Genomic DNA, 17,372 nt, shown 5'->3' with positions numbered 1-17,372 from the left:
CGCGTGGCGGACTGGCGCCGTGCCTCCAGACTGCGGGTGGTGCGTCCACAGCACGGTGCGGCCTTCGCGGGCCGGTGCGCGATCGGCGCGAGTCGCACGGTGCGGGGTGCGTCGGCTGGTGCGGGGTTGCGTGCGTGGTGCGCGCTTGTAGCGGCGCACGGAGCGTGGAACCTCGCATGGGGTGGCGCGAGTCGCACGGTGCGGGCGGGAGTGCAGTGGACGTGACAACCGGTGGACGGGAGTGTTACGGGCACGAGTCGGGCGGTGTGCCGCGGTGCGTGCCACAGGGCACACGCGTAGGTTCCAGCCATGAGTGCAGAGCTGACGCTCGGCGCCGAGGAAGAGCTGCACCTCATCGACCTCGAGTCCGGCCGACTTTCCGCGAAGGCCCCGCGCCTTCTGCCCAAACTGCCCACCGACCGCTTCGGCGCCGAGCTGCAGCGCACGACGATCGAGACGAACACCCCGGTGGTGCGGACCCTCGACGACCTGCGGCGGGTGATCGTCGACCTGCGCAGTGAGCTCAGCGCCGCGATCGCCCCGGCCGGCGTCACCATCGCCGCCGTGGGCACCGCGCCGAGGTCGGAGTACGCCGACTTCGAACTGAGCTCCGGCGGTCGGTACGGCCGGATGCAGGAGCAGTACCGGATGCTCGTCGACGAACAGCTCATCTGCGGCCTGCAGGTGCACGTCGGGGTGAGCGACCGCGACCTGGCGGTGCTGATCGCCCAGCGGGTGGCGCCGGTGCTCCCGGTGCTGCTCGCCCTGAGCGCGTCGAGTCCGTTCTGGAACGGGCAGGACACCGGGTACGCCTCGTTCCGCAGCATCATCTGGCAGCGGTGGCCGTCGGCCGGCAGCTTCGGTCCGGTCGAAGACGCCGCCGAGTACGACCGGGTGCTCGACGACCTGATCGCCTCGGGCGTGATCGCCGACAAGAAGATGGCCTACTTCGACGTGCGGCCGTCGTCGCACGCACCGACGCTCGAACTCCGGGTCTGCGACGCGACCCCGGTGGTGGACGACGCCGTGCTCATCGCCGGACTCTTCCGCGCCGCCGTGCGCAAGGCCGAGAAGTCGGTCGTGTCGGGCGCCGAGTGGCATCCGCGCAGCGAACCCCTGCACCGTGCGGCGATGTGGCAGGCCGCCCGCTCCGGCTTGAGCGGGGAACTCGTCGGCCTCGGACAGCACCCCGAACGCCTGCCCGCCGAGGTCGCGGTGCGCCAGCTCGTGTCCCGCCTGCGGCCGGAGCTCGAGGAGCTCGGTGACTGGGGAACGGTGACGGAGCTGCTCGACGCGACCCTGGCCCGCGGCAACTCCACCGACCGGCAGCGCACCGCGTACGCCGAGCGCGGGGAGATGGACGACGTCGTCGCCCTGGTGGTGGAGGACACCGCGGGGCTCCCGTCCGGACGCGATGAGGACCCCGTGGTCCCGATCCACGGGTACCGCGTCCGCGCCGGCGACGAGGCGGTCGGCCCCGGTGCACGCCCTCGTCCCGCGTTCCGTGACCTGGCGGCGTTCTTCGACGGCTGGGACGCCGAGACCGCGATCGAGCGCTGCACCGCCCGCGACGTCTGGACCCGTGAGCACCACGTCGGCTTCGTGGTGGACGGCGGGGCGCAGGAGTTCGGCTGCGACCTGGTGCCCCGGACGATCAGCGCGTACGAGTGGTCACAGCTCGAGCGTGGCCTGGGGCAGCGCGCCCGCGCGATCGAGCTGTTCCTGCGTGACGCGTACGGCGAGCGGCGGATCGTGGCCGACGGCGTGCTGGACGCGGACCACTTCGTCGGCGCGAAGGGCTGGGACCCGGACGCCACCCGGCTGCCGGCGACCGCCGTCCGTGCGCCGGTGCTCGGGTTCGACCTGGTGCGCAACGAGTTCGGCGGCTGGCGGGTGCTCGAGGACAACGTCCGCTCGCCCTCGGGCGTCGCGTACGGCATCGCCCTGCGCGAGCTGATGGACGACGTCGTGCCGGACGCCCCGCGGCCGGCGCACCTGCGCGACCCGCACGGCGTGACCGACCGCCTCCGCCGGACCCTCTGCGCGAACACCTCCGCGGTGACGGGCGCGACCGACCCCGTGATCGCGCTGGTCAGCGACGGCCCCGCCGCCGGCGCGTGGTTCGAGCACCGCAGGCTGGCCGACGGGGCCGGGTTGCGCCTCCTGTCCGGGTCCGACCTGGACGTCCGTGACGGACGCGTGGTCGACGCGACGACGGGCGACGTGCTCGACGGGCTGTACCTGCGGATCGACCGCGACGTCAGTGCGCTGACCGCGGAGCACGCTCCCGACCTGGGTGCGCGGATCCTCGACGCGGCGGAGGCAGGACGCGTCTACCTGGCGAACGCGCCGGGCAACGCGCTGGTCGACGACAAGGCGATGTACGTCACCGTGCCGGACCTGATCTGGTACTACCTGGACGAGAAACCCCTGCTGGCATCGGTGCCGACCTACCGCACGAGCATCGAGGTCGAACGGCTGTCGGTCCTGGACCGCGTCGGGGAACTCGTCACGAAGCCGGTCGATGGCGAGGGTGGACGCGGGGTCCTGATCGGACCGAGCGCGAGCGCCCCCGAGGTTGCCGAGCGACGGCGCGAGATCGCCGCGGACCCCGCCGGGTGGGTGGGGCAGGAGGTGGTGCAGCTGTCCTCGCACCCGACGATCGGACCCGCCGGTCTCGACCCGCGGCACGTGGACCTGCGGGCCTTCGTCTACGCGACGGGGACCGGACCGGACGACGTGCACCTGGCCGACGTCGCCCTGACGCGCGTCGCGCCCGAGGGCAGCATGGTCGTCAACTCGTCGCAGGGCGGCGGCGCGAAGGACACGTGGATCGTGGGGAACGCCCCGGCGGACACCGACCCCGCCCCGGCGGACACCGAGGGAGAGCGCTGATGTGTGGACTCGCGGGCGAGATCCGGTTCGACGGCCGAGCGCCGGACGTCGGGGCGGTCGCCCGGATGACCGGCTGCATGACGCACCGCGGCCCGGACGGCGACGGTCTGTGGGCTCGCGGCCCGGTCGCGCTCGGGCACCGACGGCTGTCCATCGTCGACCTGTCCACCGCGGGCGCGCAGCCGATGGTGCTGGCCGAGGCCGGACTGACGATCGCCTACAACGGGATGGTCTACAACTACCGGCAGCTCCGCGACGAGCTGCACGGCAAGGGGCACCGGTTCGCGTCGACGTCGGACACCGAGGTCATCGCCCTGGCGTACGCCGAGTGGGGCACCGCGTTCGTCGACCACCTGATCGGGATGTTCGCCATCGCCATCTGGGAGCACGGCAGCGGCCGACTCGTGCTGGCGCGGGACCGGCTCGGCATCAAGCCGCTCTACGTCGCACCCGTCCCGGGCGGCCTCCGGTTCGCGAGCTCCCTGCCCGCGATCCTGGCGGGGGACGGCGGCGCGAGCGGCACCGGCACCAAGGAAGTCGACACGTCCATCGACCCCGTCGCCTTCGCCTCGTACATGAGCTTCCACTCGATCGTCCCCGCGCCCCGCACGATCCTGGCCGGCGTCGGCAAGCTCCCGCCGGCGACCGTCCGGGTGATCGAGCCCGACGGCACCGCGCACGACACCGTCTACTGGGAGCCCCGTTTCGAGCGTGACCCCGCCCGGGCCGACTGGTCCGAGCGGGACTGGGAGCAGGCGTTCATCGGCTCGCTCCGCACCGCCGTCGAGCGCCGGATGGTCGCCGACGTCCCCGTCGGGGTGCTGCTCTCCGGCGGGATCGACTCCTCGCTCGTGGTCGGGCTGCTCGCCGAGGCCGGGCAGCAGGACCTCGCCACGTTCAGCATCGGGTTCGAGGCGGCGGGCGGTGAGTCCGGCGACGAGTTCGAGTACTCCGACCAGGTCGCTGCGCACTTCGGCACCGACCACCACCGCATCCACATCCCCTCGTCGCGCCTGCTCGACGGCATCGACGGTGCGGTCGCCGCCATGAGCGAGCCGATGGTCAGCCACGACTGCGTCGCCTTCTACCTGCTGTCGCAGGAGGTCTCGCAGCACGTCAAGGTGGTGCAGTCCGGCCAGGGCGCCGACGAGGTGCTCGCCGGGTACGACTGGTACCCGCCGCTCGCCGACGTGCCGCACGACCAGGCCGCCGAGGCGTACCGATCCGTCTTCATGGACCGCCGCTGGCCGGCGCTGCAGGCCCTGCTCGGGGAGCGGTGGAAGAGCGACGACGACACCCCGTCGGCCTTCGTGGACCGCCAGTTCGCACGGCCGGGCGCGGAGACGAGCGTGGATGCCGCGCTCCGCAGCGACACCACGATCATGCTCGTCGACGACCCGGTGAAGCGCGTCGACAACATGACGATGGCGTGGGGGCTCGAGGCCCGCGTGCCGTTCCTGGACCACGAGTTCGTCGAGCTCGCCGCCGCGATCCCGCCGTCGATGAAGCTCACCGACGGCGGCAAGGGCGTGATGAAGCGCGCCTCGCGCGGGATCGTGCCCGACGCCGTCATCGACCGCAGCAAGGGCTCGTTCCCGGTCCCCGCCATCCGGCAGCTCGAGGGCCCGTACCTGGAGCGCGTCCGCGACGCGCTGCACGCACCCGAGGCGCGGGAGCGCGGGCTCTTCGACCCCGTCACCGTCGAGCGGATGCTGCAGGACCCGAACAGCACCAGGACCGCGATCGGCGCGAACGCGCTCTGGCAGCTCGGCCTGATCGAGATGTGGCTGCAGCAGCAGGGGGTGCGGTGACCGTGGGTTCCGTCCGGACTGGAGGCGCGCAGGGCGTCGCGTCGTCGGCCACCGTCGAGCCGTCGGTCACCACCAGGGCCGCGGCCGACCTGGGTGCGCGCCTCACCGCCGCCTGGGGGTCGTGGGGACCGACCATGACCCGGAACGCCCGGCGGGTGGCGTTCGTGAGCGACCGGCACGGCACCCCCGAGGTCTTCGTGCAGGACGTCGTCGTCGACGGCGAGCTGCCGGAACCGGTGCGGATCGCGCTGTCCGACGACCCGGTGATCCGGGTGTCGTGGTCCTCCGACGGGGAGTGGCTCGCCGTCGCCATCGCGACCGACGGCGGCGTGAAGCAACAGGTCTGGGTGGTGCGGCCGGACGGCTCCGACGCCGCGCAGATCGCCGGCTCGCGGTACCAGCACGCCGAACTCGGACCGTGGAGCCGCAGCGGACACCGGGTCGTCATCACCCTGCCCTCGACCGAGCCCGAGCAGCCGGCCCGTGCGTACCTGGTCGACCCGGTCACCGGTGATCGCGACGACCTGGCCGTGGGGGAGCTCATCCACATCCTGGACCTGTCGGTGGAGGAACGGCTCGTCGTGCTGAGCGACGGCCAGCGCGGCCAGGAGTTCGTCGTGGTCGTCGACCGGCTGACCGACGAGAGCCACGCCCTGTTCGCCGACGACCCCGACGGGTCCGCCGAGATCGCGTTCCTGCGACCCTCGCCCGCGAGCGAGACCAGTCCGCTCGTCGCCTACGTCGCCACCGAGGCCGGACTGCCCCGCCGCGGACTCGTCGCGCAGCCGGTCGGCCCGCACGGCTGGCGCGGCACACCGCGGCGGATCGTCGAGCGCGACGACGCCGAGCTCGAGTACCTGGACGCCGACGACGCCGGCCGCACGCTGCTGCTCGTCTGGAACGTCGACGGCCGCAGTGAGCTCGACCTCATCAACACCCACGACGCCTCGCGCACCCCCGTGCCGGACCTGCCCGGGTACGTCGTCACCGATCCCGTGCTCAGCCGTGACGGCCGGAGCGTGCTGCTCGCCGTCGAGGGACCGACCCGGCCGCGCGAACTGTGGCGACTCGACACGAACGCGCTGACCTGGAGCCGGGTCACCGACGTCCCGGTGCTGCCGGACGTGCAGCTGGTCGAGCCGACGCTCGAGCGGTTCGCCGCCCGCGACGGACTGGAGCTGACCGGGTGGCTGTACCGGGCCGTGGAGCCGACCGCGTCGGCGGCGCATGCCGACCCTGGTGCTGGTGCCGCGCCTCCCGGCCGCGCAGCGCTCGTCCACCTGCACGGCGGACCGGAGTCGCAGGAACGACCCACGTTCTCGCCGCAGCACCAGGCGCTCGCCGCCGCCGGGGTGACCGTGTTCGCACCGAACATCCGCGGGTCCAGCGGGTACGGCCACGAGTTCGTGCACGCCGACGACCTGGCGCTGCGGTGGAACGCGCTCGCCGATGTCGTCGACTGCGCGCGGTTCCTGGTGACCAACGGGTACGCCGAGCGTTCCCGGGTCGCCGTCGAGGGACGCTCGTACGGCGGGTACGCGACGCTCGCGTCGTTGGCGTTCACGCCCGACGTGTTCGCGGCCGGGGTCGCGGTGTGCGGGATGAGCGACTTCGCGACCTTCTACCGGGACACCGAACCGTGGATCGCGGCCGCTGCCGCCTCGAAGTACGGCCACCCCGTCGAGGACGAAGCCCTGCTCGCGGCACTGTCGCCGATGCGCGCGATCGACGACGTCACGGCGCCGCTGCTCGTCGTGCACGGTGAGCTCGACACGAACGTGCCGATCGGTGAGGCGCACCAGGTCGTCGCGGCGCTGCGGGAGCGGTCGCACGACGTGGAGTACCTGGAGCTCGAGGGTGAGGGGCACGAGTACCGGCGGGCGTCGTCGCAGGCGCTGCTCGTGCGGCGGATGGTGGAGTTCGTGGCGGCGCGGCTGGGGTGAGGCCTGGCGGGGCGGGGCGCTCGGTCTGGTGCTCGGCCTGGTGCGAGGTTCCGTACTCCGTGCGGCGCACGTGCCCTCGCACCGAGTACGGAACCTCCCACGGGCCGTGGCCCCCCTCGCACCGTGCGAGCCGCGGCTCGGCGTCACCGGGTGCAACGATGCGTCGGCGGCGCTCGCCGCGGGCGGAGAATGGTGGCATGACGACGACTGCGCCGACCTCGACCGCGCTGCCCCGACCGGGAGAGGTCCTCGTGGCCTCGGCAGCGGAGGTCGAGCAGGTCGTCCACCGTGCCACGAACCAGTACGCCTCCGGCGTCGTCGCGGACACCGCCGGGTGGGCGGACGGCGATCGTCGGCGGATCGAGGACCTCGGGTTCCGTGGTGGTGATGCCCGCGGCGAGGCGCTCCGGACCCTCGACCTGACGATCGCCGACGACGGAACCCCGACGCGCATGCTCGACGCACCCGCGATGGCCGCACTGAACAGCCACCACGCGCGGTTCGCCGAGCGGCGCGGCGACGTGGTCCGCTACCAGACCGACGTGTCGGTGTGGACGGGGATCCCCGAGCGACCCACCGAGCAGGACTGGGAGGACGTCCGGGCGCTGCTCGGGTCGGGCGGGATGCTCGGCGTCGGTGCGGCTGCCGTCCTGCCCGAGGGGTGGGAGCTCGTCGAGGGTGCCGGCGGCGTGCAGCTGACCGGTGAGGCGATCGAGGGTGCGCCGGACGACGAAGCCGTCGTGCTGACGCCCGACGACGTGCCGGAGATGACCGCCCTGGTGGAGCGGACGAAGCCGGGGCCGTTCCTGCCGCGCACGATCGAGCTCGGCACGTACCTGGGCATCCGGCGGGACGGGCAGCTCGTCGCCATGGCGGGGGAGCGGTTGCACCCGCCGGGGTGGACCGAGATCAGCGCGGTGTGCACGGACGAGGCGTACCGGGGGCAGGGGTTCGGGCGTCGGTTGGTGCTCGCCGTCGCGCACGGGATCCGGGAGCGCGGGGAGACTCCTCTGATGCACGCGGCCGCCGGCAACACCGGGGCGATCGGGCTGTACCAGCACCTGGGGTTCCGCCTGCGGGACCGTGGGGCGCCGCGGTTCGTGCGGGTGCCGGACGGGAGCGATCGGCCGGCCGGGAGCGGCAGTTCGGGGGGTTGACTGCCCCGAGTGGCGCTCCGCACACTGTCTTGGTCGCCGGGGCACCTCGGCGCGTCATGACAGGAGAACCATCATCGTGAGGACGTCGTCGTGGACCGCAGGTGCGGTCACCCTCGGTATCGCGCTGGCCGCGGTCGTCGTCTCGACCGGCCCGGGTTCGGCAGCGGTCGCAGCGCCGGCGTGCAACGGGGACCGTGTCACCCTCGAGCAGCTCGCGAGCGGGTGCGCCGTGGCCACGCCGACGATCGTGCTGCCCGACGGTCGGCAGTTCGTCGTGCCGGAACCGGGCACGACGGTCTCCGCGTTACCGGTGGCCGCGTCGGGCGTCGACGACGGCGGGGACGTGTCGATCACGAACACCGGCCGCGCGGGTGTCGCGGTGCGCGTCGACGATGCCTGGTCCGGGTCGGCGGCCGCCGTCCGGCAGGAACGCCAGGCGCTGCGCGACCGGGTGGCCGCCGCCGTCGTGACGCGCGGAGCGGCCACCACGTCGGCCACGAAGGCGGCCACGAGCTGCACCAACACCTCGTACACCCGGCTCGGGTTCCGCTGGGCGGGCCCGGTGAACTGGAGCTACAACCCGAACAACCAGAAGGTCACCGGTCCGTCGGCGATCGGGGCCGGAGCCGACGCCTGGACCGGGCCGGTCTCGTCGTGCGGCCGGACGATCACCTCGACCGCCGACCAGAAGCACCTCGGGGTGCTCAAGCAGGCGATGGGCGTCACCGCGACCGGAGGCTGCGGAGCCGCGAACGCGTCGAGCGTGGTCGGGTGGGGGTCGCTGCCGAAGGACACCCTCGGCGTGACCTGCGTGTGGTCGCGCTCCGGCACGGCCGTCGAGACGGACCAGCGGTACTCGACGTCGGTCAACTGGTCCGCCGCCGCGACCTGCTCCGGGGCACGGTTCGACCTGCGTGGCGTCGCCACGCACGAGTGGGGTCACGCCTACGGGCTCGGGCACACGGCCGCGAACAGCGGCCTGGTGATGAAGCCGTCGGTGTCGACGTGCGAGACGAGTCAGCGCGGCCTCGGCCTCGGCGACCTGCTGGGGATCGACGCGATCTACTGATCGGGACGCCTTCGTGGATTCTCTAGGATCGACCCATGTCCACGACCATGCCCGGCTTCGGGACGGAGCGCATCACGCAGCTCGGTCTGCGTGACCGCGTCTACGACCGGGTGCTCGAGGTCCTGATGGGCCACGACGTCGAACCGGGCATGCGGCTGTCGATCGACGGCCTCGCCCGCTCCCTCGGGGTCTCGCCGACCCCGGTGCGTGAAGCCCTGGTGCAACTCGAACGCACCGGCCTCGTCACCCGTGAAGCGAACAAGGGGTACCGGGTCTCCCCGCCCCTGGCCGGCGACCAGCTCGAGGCCCTGTTCGACGCCCGGCTCATCGTGGAGAGCGGCGCCGTCGAGCTCGCGGCCCGCGGTGACGTCGACGGCCTGCGCGAGCGACTCGCGGCAGCGCTCGACGAGCAGGCTGCGGTGGCCGCCGAGGTCGCGTCGGTCGGGGCTGCGCACGCCCCGGAGGAGCTGATGGCCCGCTTCTTCCGCAGTGACTGGCAGTTCCACCAGCTGATCTTCGATGCGACGCGCAACCCGTTCCTCGAGGAGATGTCCGAGATCATCACGACGCGCGTGCACCGCATGCGGCAGATCGTCGAGGGTGGCGGGGACGACACCGATCGTGCGGTCCAGGAACACCGGGCCATCCTGGAGGCGCTGGCTGCGGACCCGACGTCGGCCGTCGCCGCGATGCGGCTCCACATCGACGCCGTCCGGTTGCGTTCGCGCGCGGACGCGTCCCACACCAGCTGAGGCAACGGGGTTGCGTTCCGGCGTCGTGCGAGTATCTTTCCTATAGGAAAGAGGTTCATCGCCGAACCACCACGACATGCAAGGGAGCATTCCGTGACCACTCCACAGGACTGGGTCGACCAGGATTGGGACCCCACCACCTGGACGTCGGAGACCTGGCCGATCGCCGCGTGCCTGCACGGGTTCGCGCAGGTCACCCGAGACGGGACGGCCTTCCACGACGCCCCCGCCGAGGTGTGGGACGAGGTGTTCGGGCAGATCGAGGCCGTCGGCTTCTCGCTCGCCGAACTCGCCGACAGCCACATCCGCCCCGCAGACCTCGAAGCCTCGCGCCGCGACGAGCTGTTCGCCGTCGCGAAGTCGCACGGCGTCGGGATCCCGTCCGTGCACCTGCAGCGCAAGAGCGTCATCCAGCCCGGGCACGAGGACGAGAACCTCGCCTACGCCCACCGCACCATCGACGCGGCGGCCGAGTGGGGCATGCAGGTCTTCTCGACCGGGCTGCACCAGCCGTTCACGGACGCCCAGAAGCGCGCGCTGTGGTTCTGGACGGCGCCGGGCCCGAAGGACCCGGACGACCCCGAGGTCTGGAACGCCGCGGTCAAGCGACTGCGGGAGCTCGGCGAGCACGCTGCGACCGTCGGGCTGCCGATGGCGCTCGAGCTGTACGAGGACACGTACCTCGGCACCGCCGACAGAGCGGTCCGTCTGGTCGAGGAGATCGGTCTCGACAACGTCGGGTTGAACGCGGACGTCGCGAACCTCATCCGTCTGCACCGTCCCGTCGAGGACTGGCGGGAGCTCTTCGCGAAGACCATGCCGTACACGAACTACCTGCACGTGAAGAACTACACGCGTGACGAGGCCGGCGACGGGAGCTGGGCGACGAGTGCGCCGAGCACCATGGAGACGGGCCTCATCAACTACCGCCAGGTCCTGCGCGACGCCGTCGCCGACGGGTTCCGCGGGATCGTCATGACCGAGCAGTACGGCGGGGACAGCCTCGGCGTCTGCGCCACCAACCAGCAGTACATCCGATCCGTCCTCGCGACGACGAAGCTCGACGCGACGGCGACCCCGACTGCACCAACCAGCACCGAAGGAGCAATCCGATGAGCACCCTCGACATCGCCGTCGTCGGGTCCGGCTACATGGGCGGCGGGATCGCCCAGGTCCTCGCCCTCGCCGGCCACACCGTCCGGATCGCCGACGTCTCGGCCGAGATCGCCCAGCAGAACCTGGAGCGGCTGCTCACCGAGACCGCACAGTTCGTCGCCGACGGGCTGTTCCCCGAGGACGCCGTCGAACGGGTCCGCGCACACCTGAGCGCCGCTGAGTCGATCGAGGCCGCCGTCGCCGTCGCCGACTTCATCGAGGAGGCCGTGCCCGAGAAGCTCGAGATCAAGCACGCGACGCTCCGCCGCATCAGCGAGGCCGCCCGCCCGGACGCCGTGATCGGCTCGAACACCTCGACGATCCTGATCGAGTCGCTGGCCGAGGCGGTCGTGGGCCCGGAGCGGTTCCTCGGGGTGCACTTCTCGAACCCGGCACCGTTCATCCCCGGCGTCGAGCTCATCCCGCACCCGACCACGAACGAGCACGCGATCGAGGTCGGTGAGACCGTCGTCGCCGCGACCGGCAAGCAGTCGGCGCGGGTGAAGGACTCGACGGGGTTCGTCCTGAACCGCCTGCAGTACGCGCTGTTCGAGGAGGCCACGAAGATCGCCGACGAGGGCATCGCGAGCCCCGACGACATCGACACCATCGTGCGGACCACGTTCGGGTTCCGCCTGCCGTTCTTCGGCCCGTTCGCGATCGCCGACATGGCCGGGCTCGACGTCTACGCGTTCTGCTTCGAGTCGCTGCAGACCCGCTGGCCCGAGCGCTTCGCCACCCCGCCGTCGCTGCAGCAGCACGTCGACGCCGGTGAACTCGGCACGAAGTCCGGCGCCGGGTACCTCGAGGTCCCCGCCGACCGCACGCCCGAGCTCGTCGCCTACCGGAACAAGGCGTACGTCGCGATGCAGAAGCTCCTCGACGAGCTCGGCCCGGCACCGATCCACTGAGGCGGGAGGGACACCATGAGCGACCAGAACCAGTCAGCCGGCCAGCACCAGGACCGCACCGTCGTCCTCACCGGGGCCGCCTCACCACGGGGCATCGGCCGCGCCACCGCCCACCACCTGGCCGAGGCCGGGTGGGACGTCGGGATCCTCGACCTCGACCAGACGGCGAGCGAGCAGGTCGCCGCCGAGATCCGCGAACAGCACGGCGTGCGGGCCGTCGGCGTCGGGGCGAACGTCGCCGACGAGTCCGCCGTCCGTGCGGCCTTCGACACGATCGAGGCCGAACTCCGGCCGATCACCGCACTGGTGAACCTGGCCGGGGTCTCGTCCGCGCACGCCTACCTCGACCTGCCCGAGGGGGAGTGGCACCGGGTGCTGTCGATCAACCTCGACGGTGTGCACTTCGCCAGCCTGCGGGCGGCCGAGTCGATGGTGCGGTCCGGCTACGGGCGCATCGTGAACCTGTCGTCGGTCTCCGCCCAGCGCGGCGGCGGCACTTTCAGCAAGACCCCGTACACGGTGGCGAAGGCCGGCGTGATCGGCCTGACCCGTGGCCTGGCGCGCGAGCTCGGCCCGCGCGGCGTCACGGTCAACGCGATCGCCCCCGGTCCGATCGACACCGACATCATGGGCGGCACCCTGTCCGAGGAGCGGAAGGCCGAGATGGCCGCCGACGGCGTGCTGCCGCGCATCGGCACCCCGCGGGACATCGCCGCCGCCGTCGCGTACCTGATCAGCGAGGATGCCGGGTTCGTCACGGGCCAGACGCTCAACGTCGACGGCGGCCTGTACATGCACTAGGGCCAGCCGCCCACGGAACGCGCGCCGACCGGGCGACGCGATCCGTGCCTCCCGTCCGGACGACCGAACCGACCGCCGGACGCCAGAACGACCGCACCGTGCTCGCAAAGGAGCGAACCCGTGTCACTACCCCCTGCCCCCGCGCTCGGGTCGACGAACGACCCCGGCCTGAAGTCCGCCATCGGCAAGGCGACGAAGCACCTCATGCCGATGCTCGTCATCCTGTACTTCGTCGCGTTCCTCGACCGCACGAACGTCGGCTTCGCCGAAGAGGCCCTGCGCGTCGACCGTGGCATCTCGGACGCCGCCTTCGCCCTGGGCGCCGGCATCTTCTTCATCGGCTACGCGATCTTCGAGATCCCGTCGAACCTGCTGCTCAAGCGGTTCGGTGCGCGCTTCTGGCTCGCCCGCATCGCCGTCACGTGGGGCATCGTCGCCGCACTGTTCGCCTTCACGACGAACGACACGATGTTCATCATCCTGCGCTTCATCCTGGGTGTGACCGAGGCCGGGCTGTTCCCGGGCGTGATCATGTACCTGTCCGAGTGGTTCCCGAACAAGGTGCGCGTGCGCATGTTCGCGATCTTCTACCTGGCGCAGCCGTTCTCGCAGATGATCGGCGCCCCGCTGTCCGGCGGCCTCATCAGCGTCGGTGACCAGGTCACGCCGTTCCACGGCTGGCAGGTCATGTTCGCCGGCGAGGGGATCCTCGCGGTGCTGGCGGGCGTCGCGGCCCTGGTGTTCCTGACGAACAGTCCGCAGCAGGCGAAGTGGCTCGAACCGGGCGAGAAGGCGTCGCTCACCGCGGCCATGGAGCGCGAGGACACCGCCCGCAGCGAGGACGGCCCGAAGGGCATCTGGCGCGCGATGGCGAGCGGGCGCGTCTGGTACTTCACGATCATCTACTTCTGCCTGCAGGTCGCCGTGTACGGCACGACGTTCTACCTGCCGCAGCAGGTGTCCTCGCTGCTCGGGCAGGACGTCGGCTGGCAGGTCGGTCTGGTGTCCGCGATCCCGTGGCTCGTCGGACTCGTCGCCTGCTACCTGATCGGGTCGCGTGCGGACTCCGTCGGACGCCGTCGTCGCTGGGGCACGCTGTTCTACGTCACGACCGGCCTGTCGATCCTCGGCTCGGCATGGGCGGGTGCGAACGGGCAGCCCGTGCTCGGCATCCTGTTCATCACCCTGGCCGTCGCGAGCTTCCTGGCCGTCGGCCCGATCACCTGGGCGTACCCGACGGCGTTCCTGACCGGTGCCGCAGCCGCCGCGGGCATCGGCTTGATCAACTCGCTCGGCAACCTCGGCGGGTTCGTCGCCCCGATCATGCGCACCGCGATCAACGAGGTGGTGCCCACCGACAGCGGTGCGTTCGGCATCGTCTCGCTCGGCGTCCTGGCGTTCGTCGCCGCGGTGATGATCTTCTGCACCAAGTTCTTCCGCGGGGCCAAGGCCGACGAACTGCTCGACACCTCGCACGTCCGCACCACCGACCCGAAGGGCAGCAAGCGATGACCAGACTGTTCAACGACCCGGCGGACTTCGCCGACGAGGCGACCGACGGCTTCGTCGCCGCGAACGAGCGGTGGGTGCGCGGGGTGCACGGCGGGGTCGCCCGCTCCACCACGAGCCCCGACGGCACGGTCGCGGTCGTGATCGGCGGGGGTTCGGGCCACTACCCCGCGTTCGGCGGGCTGGTCGGACACGGCCTGGCCGCCGGTGCCGCGATGGGCAACCTGTTCGCCAGCCCCAGCGCGCAGCAGGTCACCGGGGTCGCGAAGGCAGCGGAGCACGGTGGCGGGGTGCTGCTCAGCTACGGCAACTACGCGGGTGACGTCCTGAACTTCGACGCCGCGGCGCGCACGCTCGAGGCCGACGGCATCCCGGTCCGGACGGTCCGCGTCACCGACGACGTGACGAGCGCGCCGGCCGACGACCGCGCGAAGCGCCGCGGCATCGCGGGTGACCTCTGCGTCTTCAAGGTGGCCGGCGCCGCCGCCGAGCGCGGGGACGACCTCGACACCGTCACCGCCGTCGCCGAACGGGCGAACGACCGGACGCGCAGCTTCGGCGTCGCGTTCTCCGGGTGCTCCCTGCCCGGCGCCGAGCAACCCCTGTTCACGGTGCCCGAGGGCCGGATGGCGGTCGGCATGGGCATCCACGGCGAGCGGGGCATCGACGAGACGGACGTGCCCACCGCCGACGGGCTGGCCGAGCTGCTGGTGTCCCGTCTGCTCGACGAACTGCCCGACGGCGTGGCACTCGAGGGCCAGCGTGTGGTCCCGATCCTGAACGGCCTGGGCTCGGTCAAGTACGAGGAGCTCTTCGTCGTCTACCGCTCGGTGCAGCGCCGACTGGCGGACGCCGGAGTCGTCATCGTGGAGCCCGAGGTCGGCGAACTCGTCACGAGCTTCGACATGGCCGGGGTCTCCCTGACGCTGTTCTGGCTCGACGACGAGCTCGAGGAACTCTGGGCAGCACCCGCGGACACGCCCGCCTACCGCAAGGGCGGTGCGGTCGCCGAACAGCGGGTCGACCCGTCCACCGTGGCGGCGGACGCCGAGGGCGTCGGCATAGGTCCGGCGACCGACGAGTCCCGCGCGGTCGCCGAGCAGGTCGCCGCCGGGTTCGCCGCGGTCCGCGCCGTCCTCGACGAGCACGCCGACGAACTCGGGCGCATCGACGCCGTGGCCGGTGACGGCGACCACGGCATCGGGATGCAGCGCGGATCGCACGCCGCCGACGTCGCAGCCGCCGACGCGGTCTCCCGCGGTGCCGGTGCCGGCACCGTCCTGCTGGTCGCCGCGGACGCCTGGTCCGACAAGGCCGGCGGCACGTCCGGTGCGATCTGGGGTGCCGCCCTGGAGGCACTGGGTCGCGTGGTCGGGGACGAGTCGCGTCCGTCGGGTGCCACCGTCGCGCAGGGGGTCCGCGCGGCCACCGAGGCCGTGCTCGCGTTCGGCGCCACCGTCGGTGACAAGACGATGGTGGACGCCCTGGTGCCGTTCGACGAGGTGCTCCGCACCCGGCTCGACGCCGGGGCGGCGCTCGCCGAGGCCTGGGGCGACGCCGTCCGTGCCGCCCGCGAAGCCGCCGACGCCACGGAGTCCCTGGTGCCGAGGATGGGCCGGGCACGCACCCATGCCGACCAGGCCGTCGGCACCGCAGACCCCGGTGCGCTGTCCTTCGCCCTCGTCGTGGAGACGGTCGCCCCGTGATCACCGTCGGGGTGTCGCTGAAGACGTACTTCTCGCACGCCCGGACGCTGTCGTGGGCGGCCGAGGTCGCCGACATCGCCCGGCGACACCCCGCGGTGCGCTCGGGTGCGGCGTCGCTCTTCGTGGCGCCGACGTTCCCGGCTCTCGTCCCGGTGCGTGAGCTGCTCACCGGCACCGGTGTGCAGCTCGCCGCGCAGGACCTGTCGTGGGCCGACGCGGGCGCGTTCACCGGCGAGGTCTCCGGCGCCGAACTGCGGGAGATCGGTGTCGACCTGGTCGAGATCGGGCACGCCGAACGGCGCTCCCTGTTCCACGAGGACGACGCGACGATCGCGGGGAAGGTGCACGCGGCGTTCCGGAACCACCTGCGTCCGCTGGTCTGCGTCGGGGAGCCGGACCGGGCCTCCGATCCGACCGAGGCCGTGGCGGCGGTGACCGCGCAGCTCGACCGGGCCGTCTCGACCGCCGTCGCGGACGGTCTCGCCGGACCCCTGACCGTCGCCTACGAACCGGTGTGGGCGATCGGCGCACCGGCACCCGCACCGGACGACCACATCGTGGCGGTGCTCGCCGGGATCGAGCAGCACCTCGGCACCCGGCCCGAGCTGCACGGCAGCACCGTCCTCTACGGCGGCAGTGCCGGACCAGGCCTGCTGACCCGGGGGCAGGGCCGGATCGGCGGGCTGTTCCTCGGACGGTTCGCCCACGACCCCGCAGCGGTCCGGGCCATCCTCGACGAGGTCGCGGCGCTCAGCTGAGCTGGTCGCGGACCGGCCGTGGGGCGCGACCGAGCAGTTCGCCGAGCAGCGGGTCGGTGCCGGCGAACAGGCCCCGCTCGGCGGCCTGGTACATGCCGAGCAGGAACGTGACCATGTGCGGGTCCTGCCCCGAGGCCAGCGCACGGGCACGCCACTCGTCCTCGCCCAGGGCCTCGAACCCGATCGTCCGACCGGACACCTCGGACGCCTGCCGGGCCAGGTCGGCGAAGGTCGGCGCGTCCGGAGCGGTGAGCGTCACCGGCCCGTCGAACGGCTGGTCGGCGAGCAGGATCGCGGCGGCTGCCTCGGCGGCGTCCTCGCGGGCGGTCCACGACACCGGGCCGTCGACGGGGACGGACACCGTGCCGGTCTCCTGCCACGGGCCCGTCATCCAGGCGGCGCTGTGCGCGTAGAAGCCGTTCCGCAGGCTCGTCCACGGCAAGCCGGAGTCGCGGAGCAGGTCCTCGGTGGCGGCGTGGTGCGCTGCGGGCACGAAGGGCGAACCGTGCGCGGCGCCCTGGTGGCTCGTGTACAGGACCCGGCCGACGCCGGCGTCCACGGCTGCGTCGACCGCGGCACGGTGCAGCGCGACGGCGTCGGCGGCCGGGTCGCTCGACGAGACGAGCAGGAGCTGATCGGCGCCCGCGAAGGCTGCCGGCAGGGTCTCCGGTTCGGCGTAGTCGCCGCGGCGGACCTCGACACCGCGGTCGGCGAACCGCTGTGCTCGGGCCGGATCACGGGCCACCACCGCCAGGTCGGACGGCGCGAGGTGCTCGAGCAGGTGGTCGGCGGTCGCGCCGTTGAGGGCTCCGGTGGCCCCGGTGATGACGATCATGGCTTCTCCGTATCGGTGGAAACAGCGCGTCGGTAGCGCTGGTAACACAGTGATAGCACAGATCCGTTAT

Annotated in this window: 13 protein-coding genes; 12 read left to right on the top strand and 1 reads right to left on the bottom strand. The window is 72.3% G+C overall.

Annotated elements, in window-relative coordinates; translation table 11 throughout:
* Positions 1-309 precede the first annotated feature (309 nt).
* From DEJ00_RS10620 to DEJ00_RS10565, 12 genes are all read left to right on the top strand, one after another.
* Positions 310-2,895 (top strand): carboxylate--amine ligase/circularly permuted type 2 ATP-grasp protein, encoded by a 2,586-nt coding sequence (locus tag DEJ00_RS10620; protein WP_111057316.1) that lies wholly within the window; start codon positions 310-312, stop codon positions 2,893-2,895.
* Positions 2,895-4,706: an N-acetylglutaminylglutamine amidotransferase gene (locus DEJ00_RS10615; RefSeq protein WP_111057315.1), complete on the top strand. Its 1,812-nt coding sequence runs from the start codon at positions 2,895-2,897 to the stop codon at positions 4,704-4,706. Before DEJ00_RS10620 ends, DEJ00_RS10615 begins: the two co-directional genes overlap by 1 nt.
* The gene (locus tag DEJ00_RS10610) at positions 4,703-6,649 is read left to right on the top strand and encodes a prolyl oligopeptidase family serine peptidase (protein ID WP_111057314.1); all 1,947 of its coding nucleotides are present in this window, start codon (positions 4,703-4,705) and stop codon (positions 6,647-6,649) included. The genes DEJ00_RS10615 and DEJ00_RS10610 overlap by 4 nt, the downstream gene beginning before the upstream one ends.
* A 197-nt stretch (positions 6,650-6,846) precedes the next feature.
* Positions 6,847-7,806, top strand: a complete 960-nt coding sequence (locus DEJ00_RS10605; protein WP_111057313.1) for a GNAT family N-acetyltransferase — start codon at positions 6,847-6,849, stop codon at positions 7,804-7,806.
* Between the two features lie 76 nt (positions 7,807-7,882).
* Positions 7,883-8,875 (top strand): matrixin family metalloprotease, encoded by a 993-nt coding sequence (locus tag DEJ00_RS10600; protein WP_111057312.1) that lies wholly within the window; start codon positions 7,883-7,885, stop codon positions 8,873-8,875.
* 35 nt (positions 8,876-8,910) lie between these two features.
* Complete coding sequence (locus DEJ00_RS10595; RefSeq protein WP_017887786.1) at positions 8,911-9,627, top strand: GntR family transcriptional regulator; 717 nt, start codon at positions 8,911-8,913, stop codon at positions 9,625-9,627.
* 93 nt (positions 9,628-9,720) lie between these two features.
* Positions 9,721-10,743, top strand: coding sequence for a sugar phosphate isomerase/epimerase (locus tag DEJ00_RS10590; protein ID WP_111057311.1), 1,023 nt, complete (start codon positions 9,721-9,723; stop codon positions 10,741-10,743).
* Positions 10,740-11,693: a 3-hydroxyacyl-CoA dehydrogenase family protein gene (locus DEJ00_RS10585; RefSeq protein ID WP_111057310.1), complete on the top strand. Its 954-nt coding sequence runs from the start codon at positions 10,740-10,742 to the stop codon at positions 11,691-11,693. Before DEJ00_RS10590 ends, DEJ00_RS10585 begins: the two co-directional genes overlap by 4 nt.
* A gap of 15 nt (positions 11,694-11,708) precedes the next feature.
* Positions 11,709-12,494, top strand: coding sequence for an SDR family NAD(P)-dependent oxidoreductase (locus DEJ00_RS10580; RefSeq protein WP_111057309.1), 786 nt, complete (start codon positions 11,709-11,711; stop codon positions 12,492-12,494).
* A gap of 120 nt (positions 12,495-12,614) precedes the next feature.
* Positions 12,615-14,006, top strand: coding sequence for an MFS transporter (locus DEJ00_RS10575; protein ID WP_111057308.1), 1,392 nt, complete (start codon positions 12,615-12,617; stop codon positions 14,004-14,006).
* Positions 14,003-15,709 (top strand): dihydroxyacetone kinase family protein, encoded by a 1,707-nt coding sequence (locus tag DEJ00_RS10570; protein WP_111057307.1) that lies wholly within the window; start codon positions 14,003-14,005, stop codon positions 15,707-15,709. The genes DEJ00_RS10575 and DEJ00_RS10570 overlap by 4 nt, the downstream gene beginning before the upstream one ends.
* Positions 15,706-16,467, top strand: a complete 762-nt coding sequence (locus tag DEJ00_RS10565) for a triose-phosphate isomerase family protein (RefSeq protein WP_111057306.1) — start codon at positions 15,706-15,708, stop codon at positions 16,465-16,467. The genes DEJ00_RS10570 and DEJ00_RS10565 overlap by 4 nt, the downstream gene beginning before the upstream one ends.
* Here DEJ00_RS10565 and DEJ00_RS10560 read toward each other — a convergent pair.
* The gene (locus DEJ00_RS10560; RefSeq protein WP_111057305.1) at positions 16,460-17,302 is read right to left on the bottom strand and encodes an NAD(P)H-binding protein; all 843 of its coding nucleotides are present in this window, start codon (positions 17,300-17,302) and stop codon (positions 16,460-16,462) included. The genes DEJ00_RS10565 and DEJ00_RS10560 overlap by 8 nt on opposite strands.
* Positions 17,303-17,372: the final 70 nt, after the last annotated feature.

The sequence above is a fragment of the Curtobacterium sp. MCLR17_039 genome (assembly GCF_003234745.1).
Taxonomy (GTDB): domain Bacteria; phylum Actinomycetota; class Actinomycetes; order Actinomycetales; family Microbacteriaceae; genus Curtobacterium; species Curtobacterium flaccumfaciens.
This window is presented reverse-complemented; position numbering and strand designations above follow the sequence as displayed.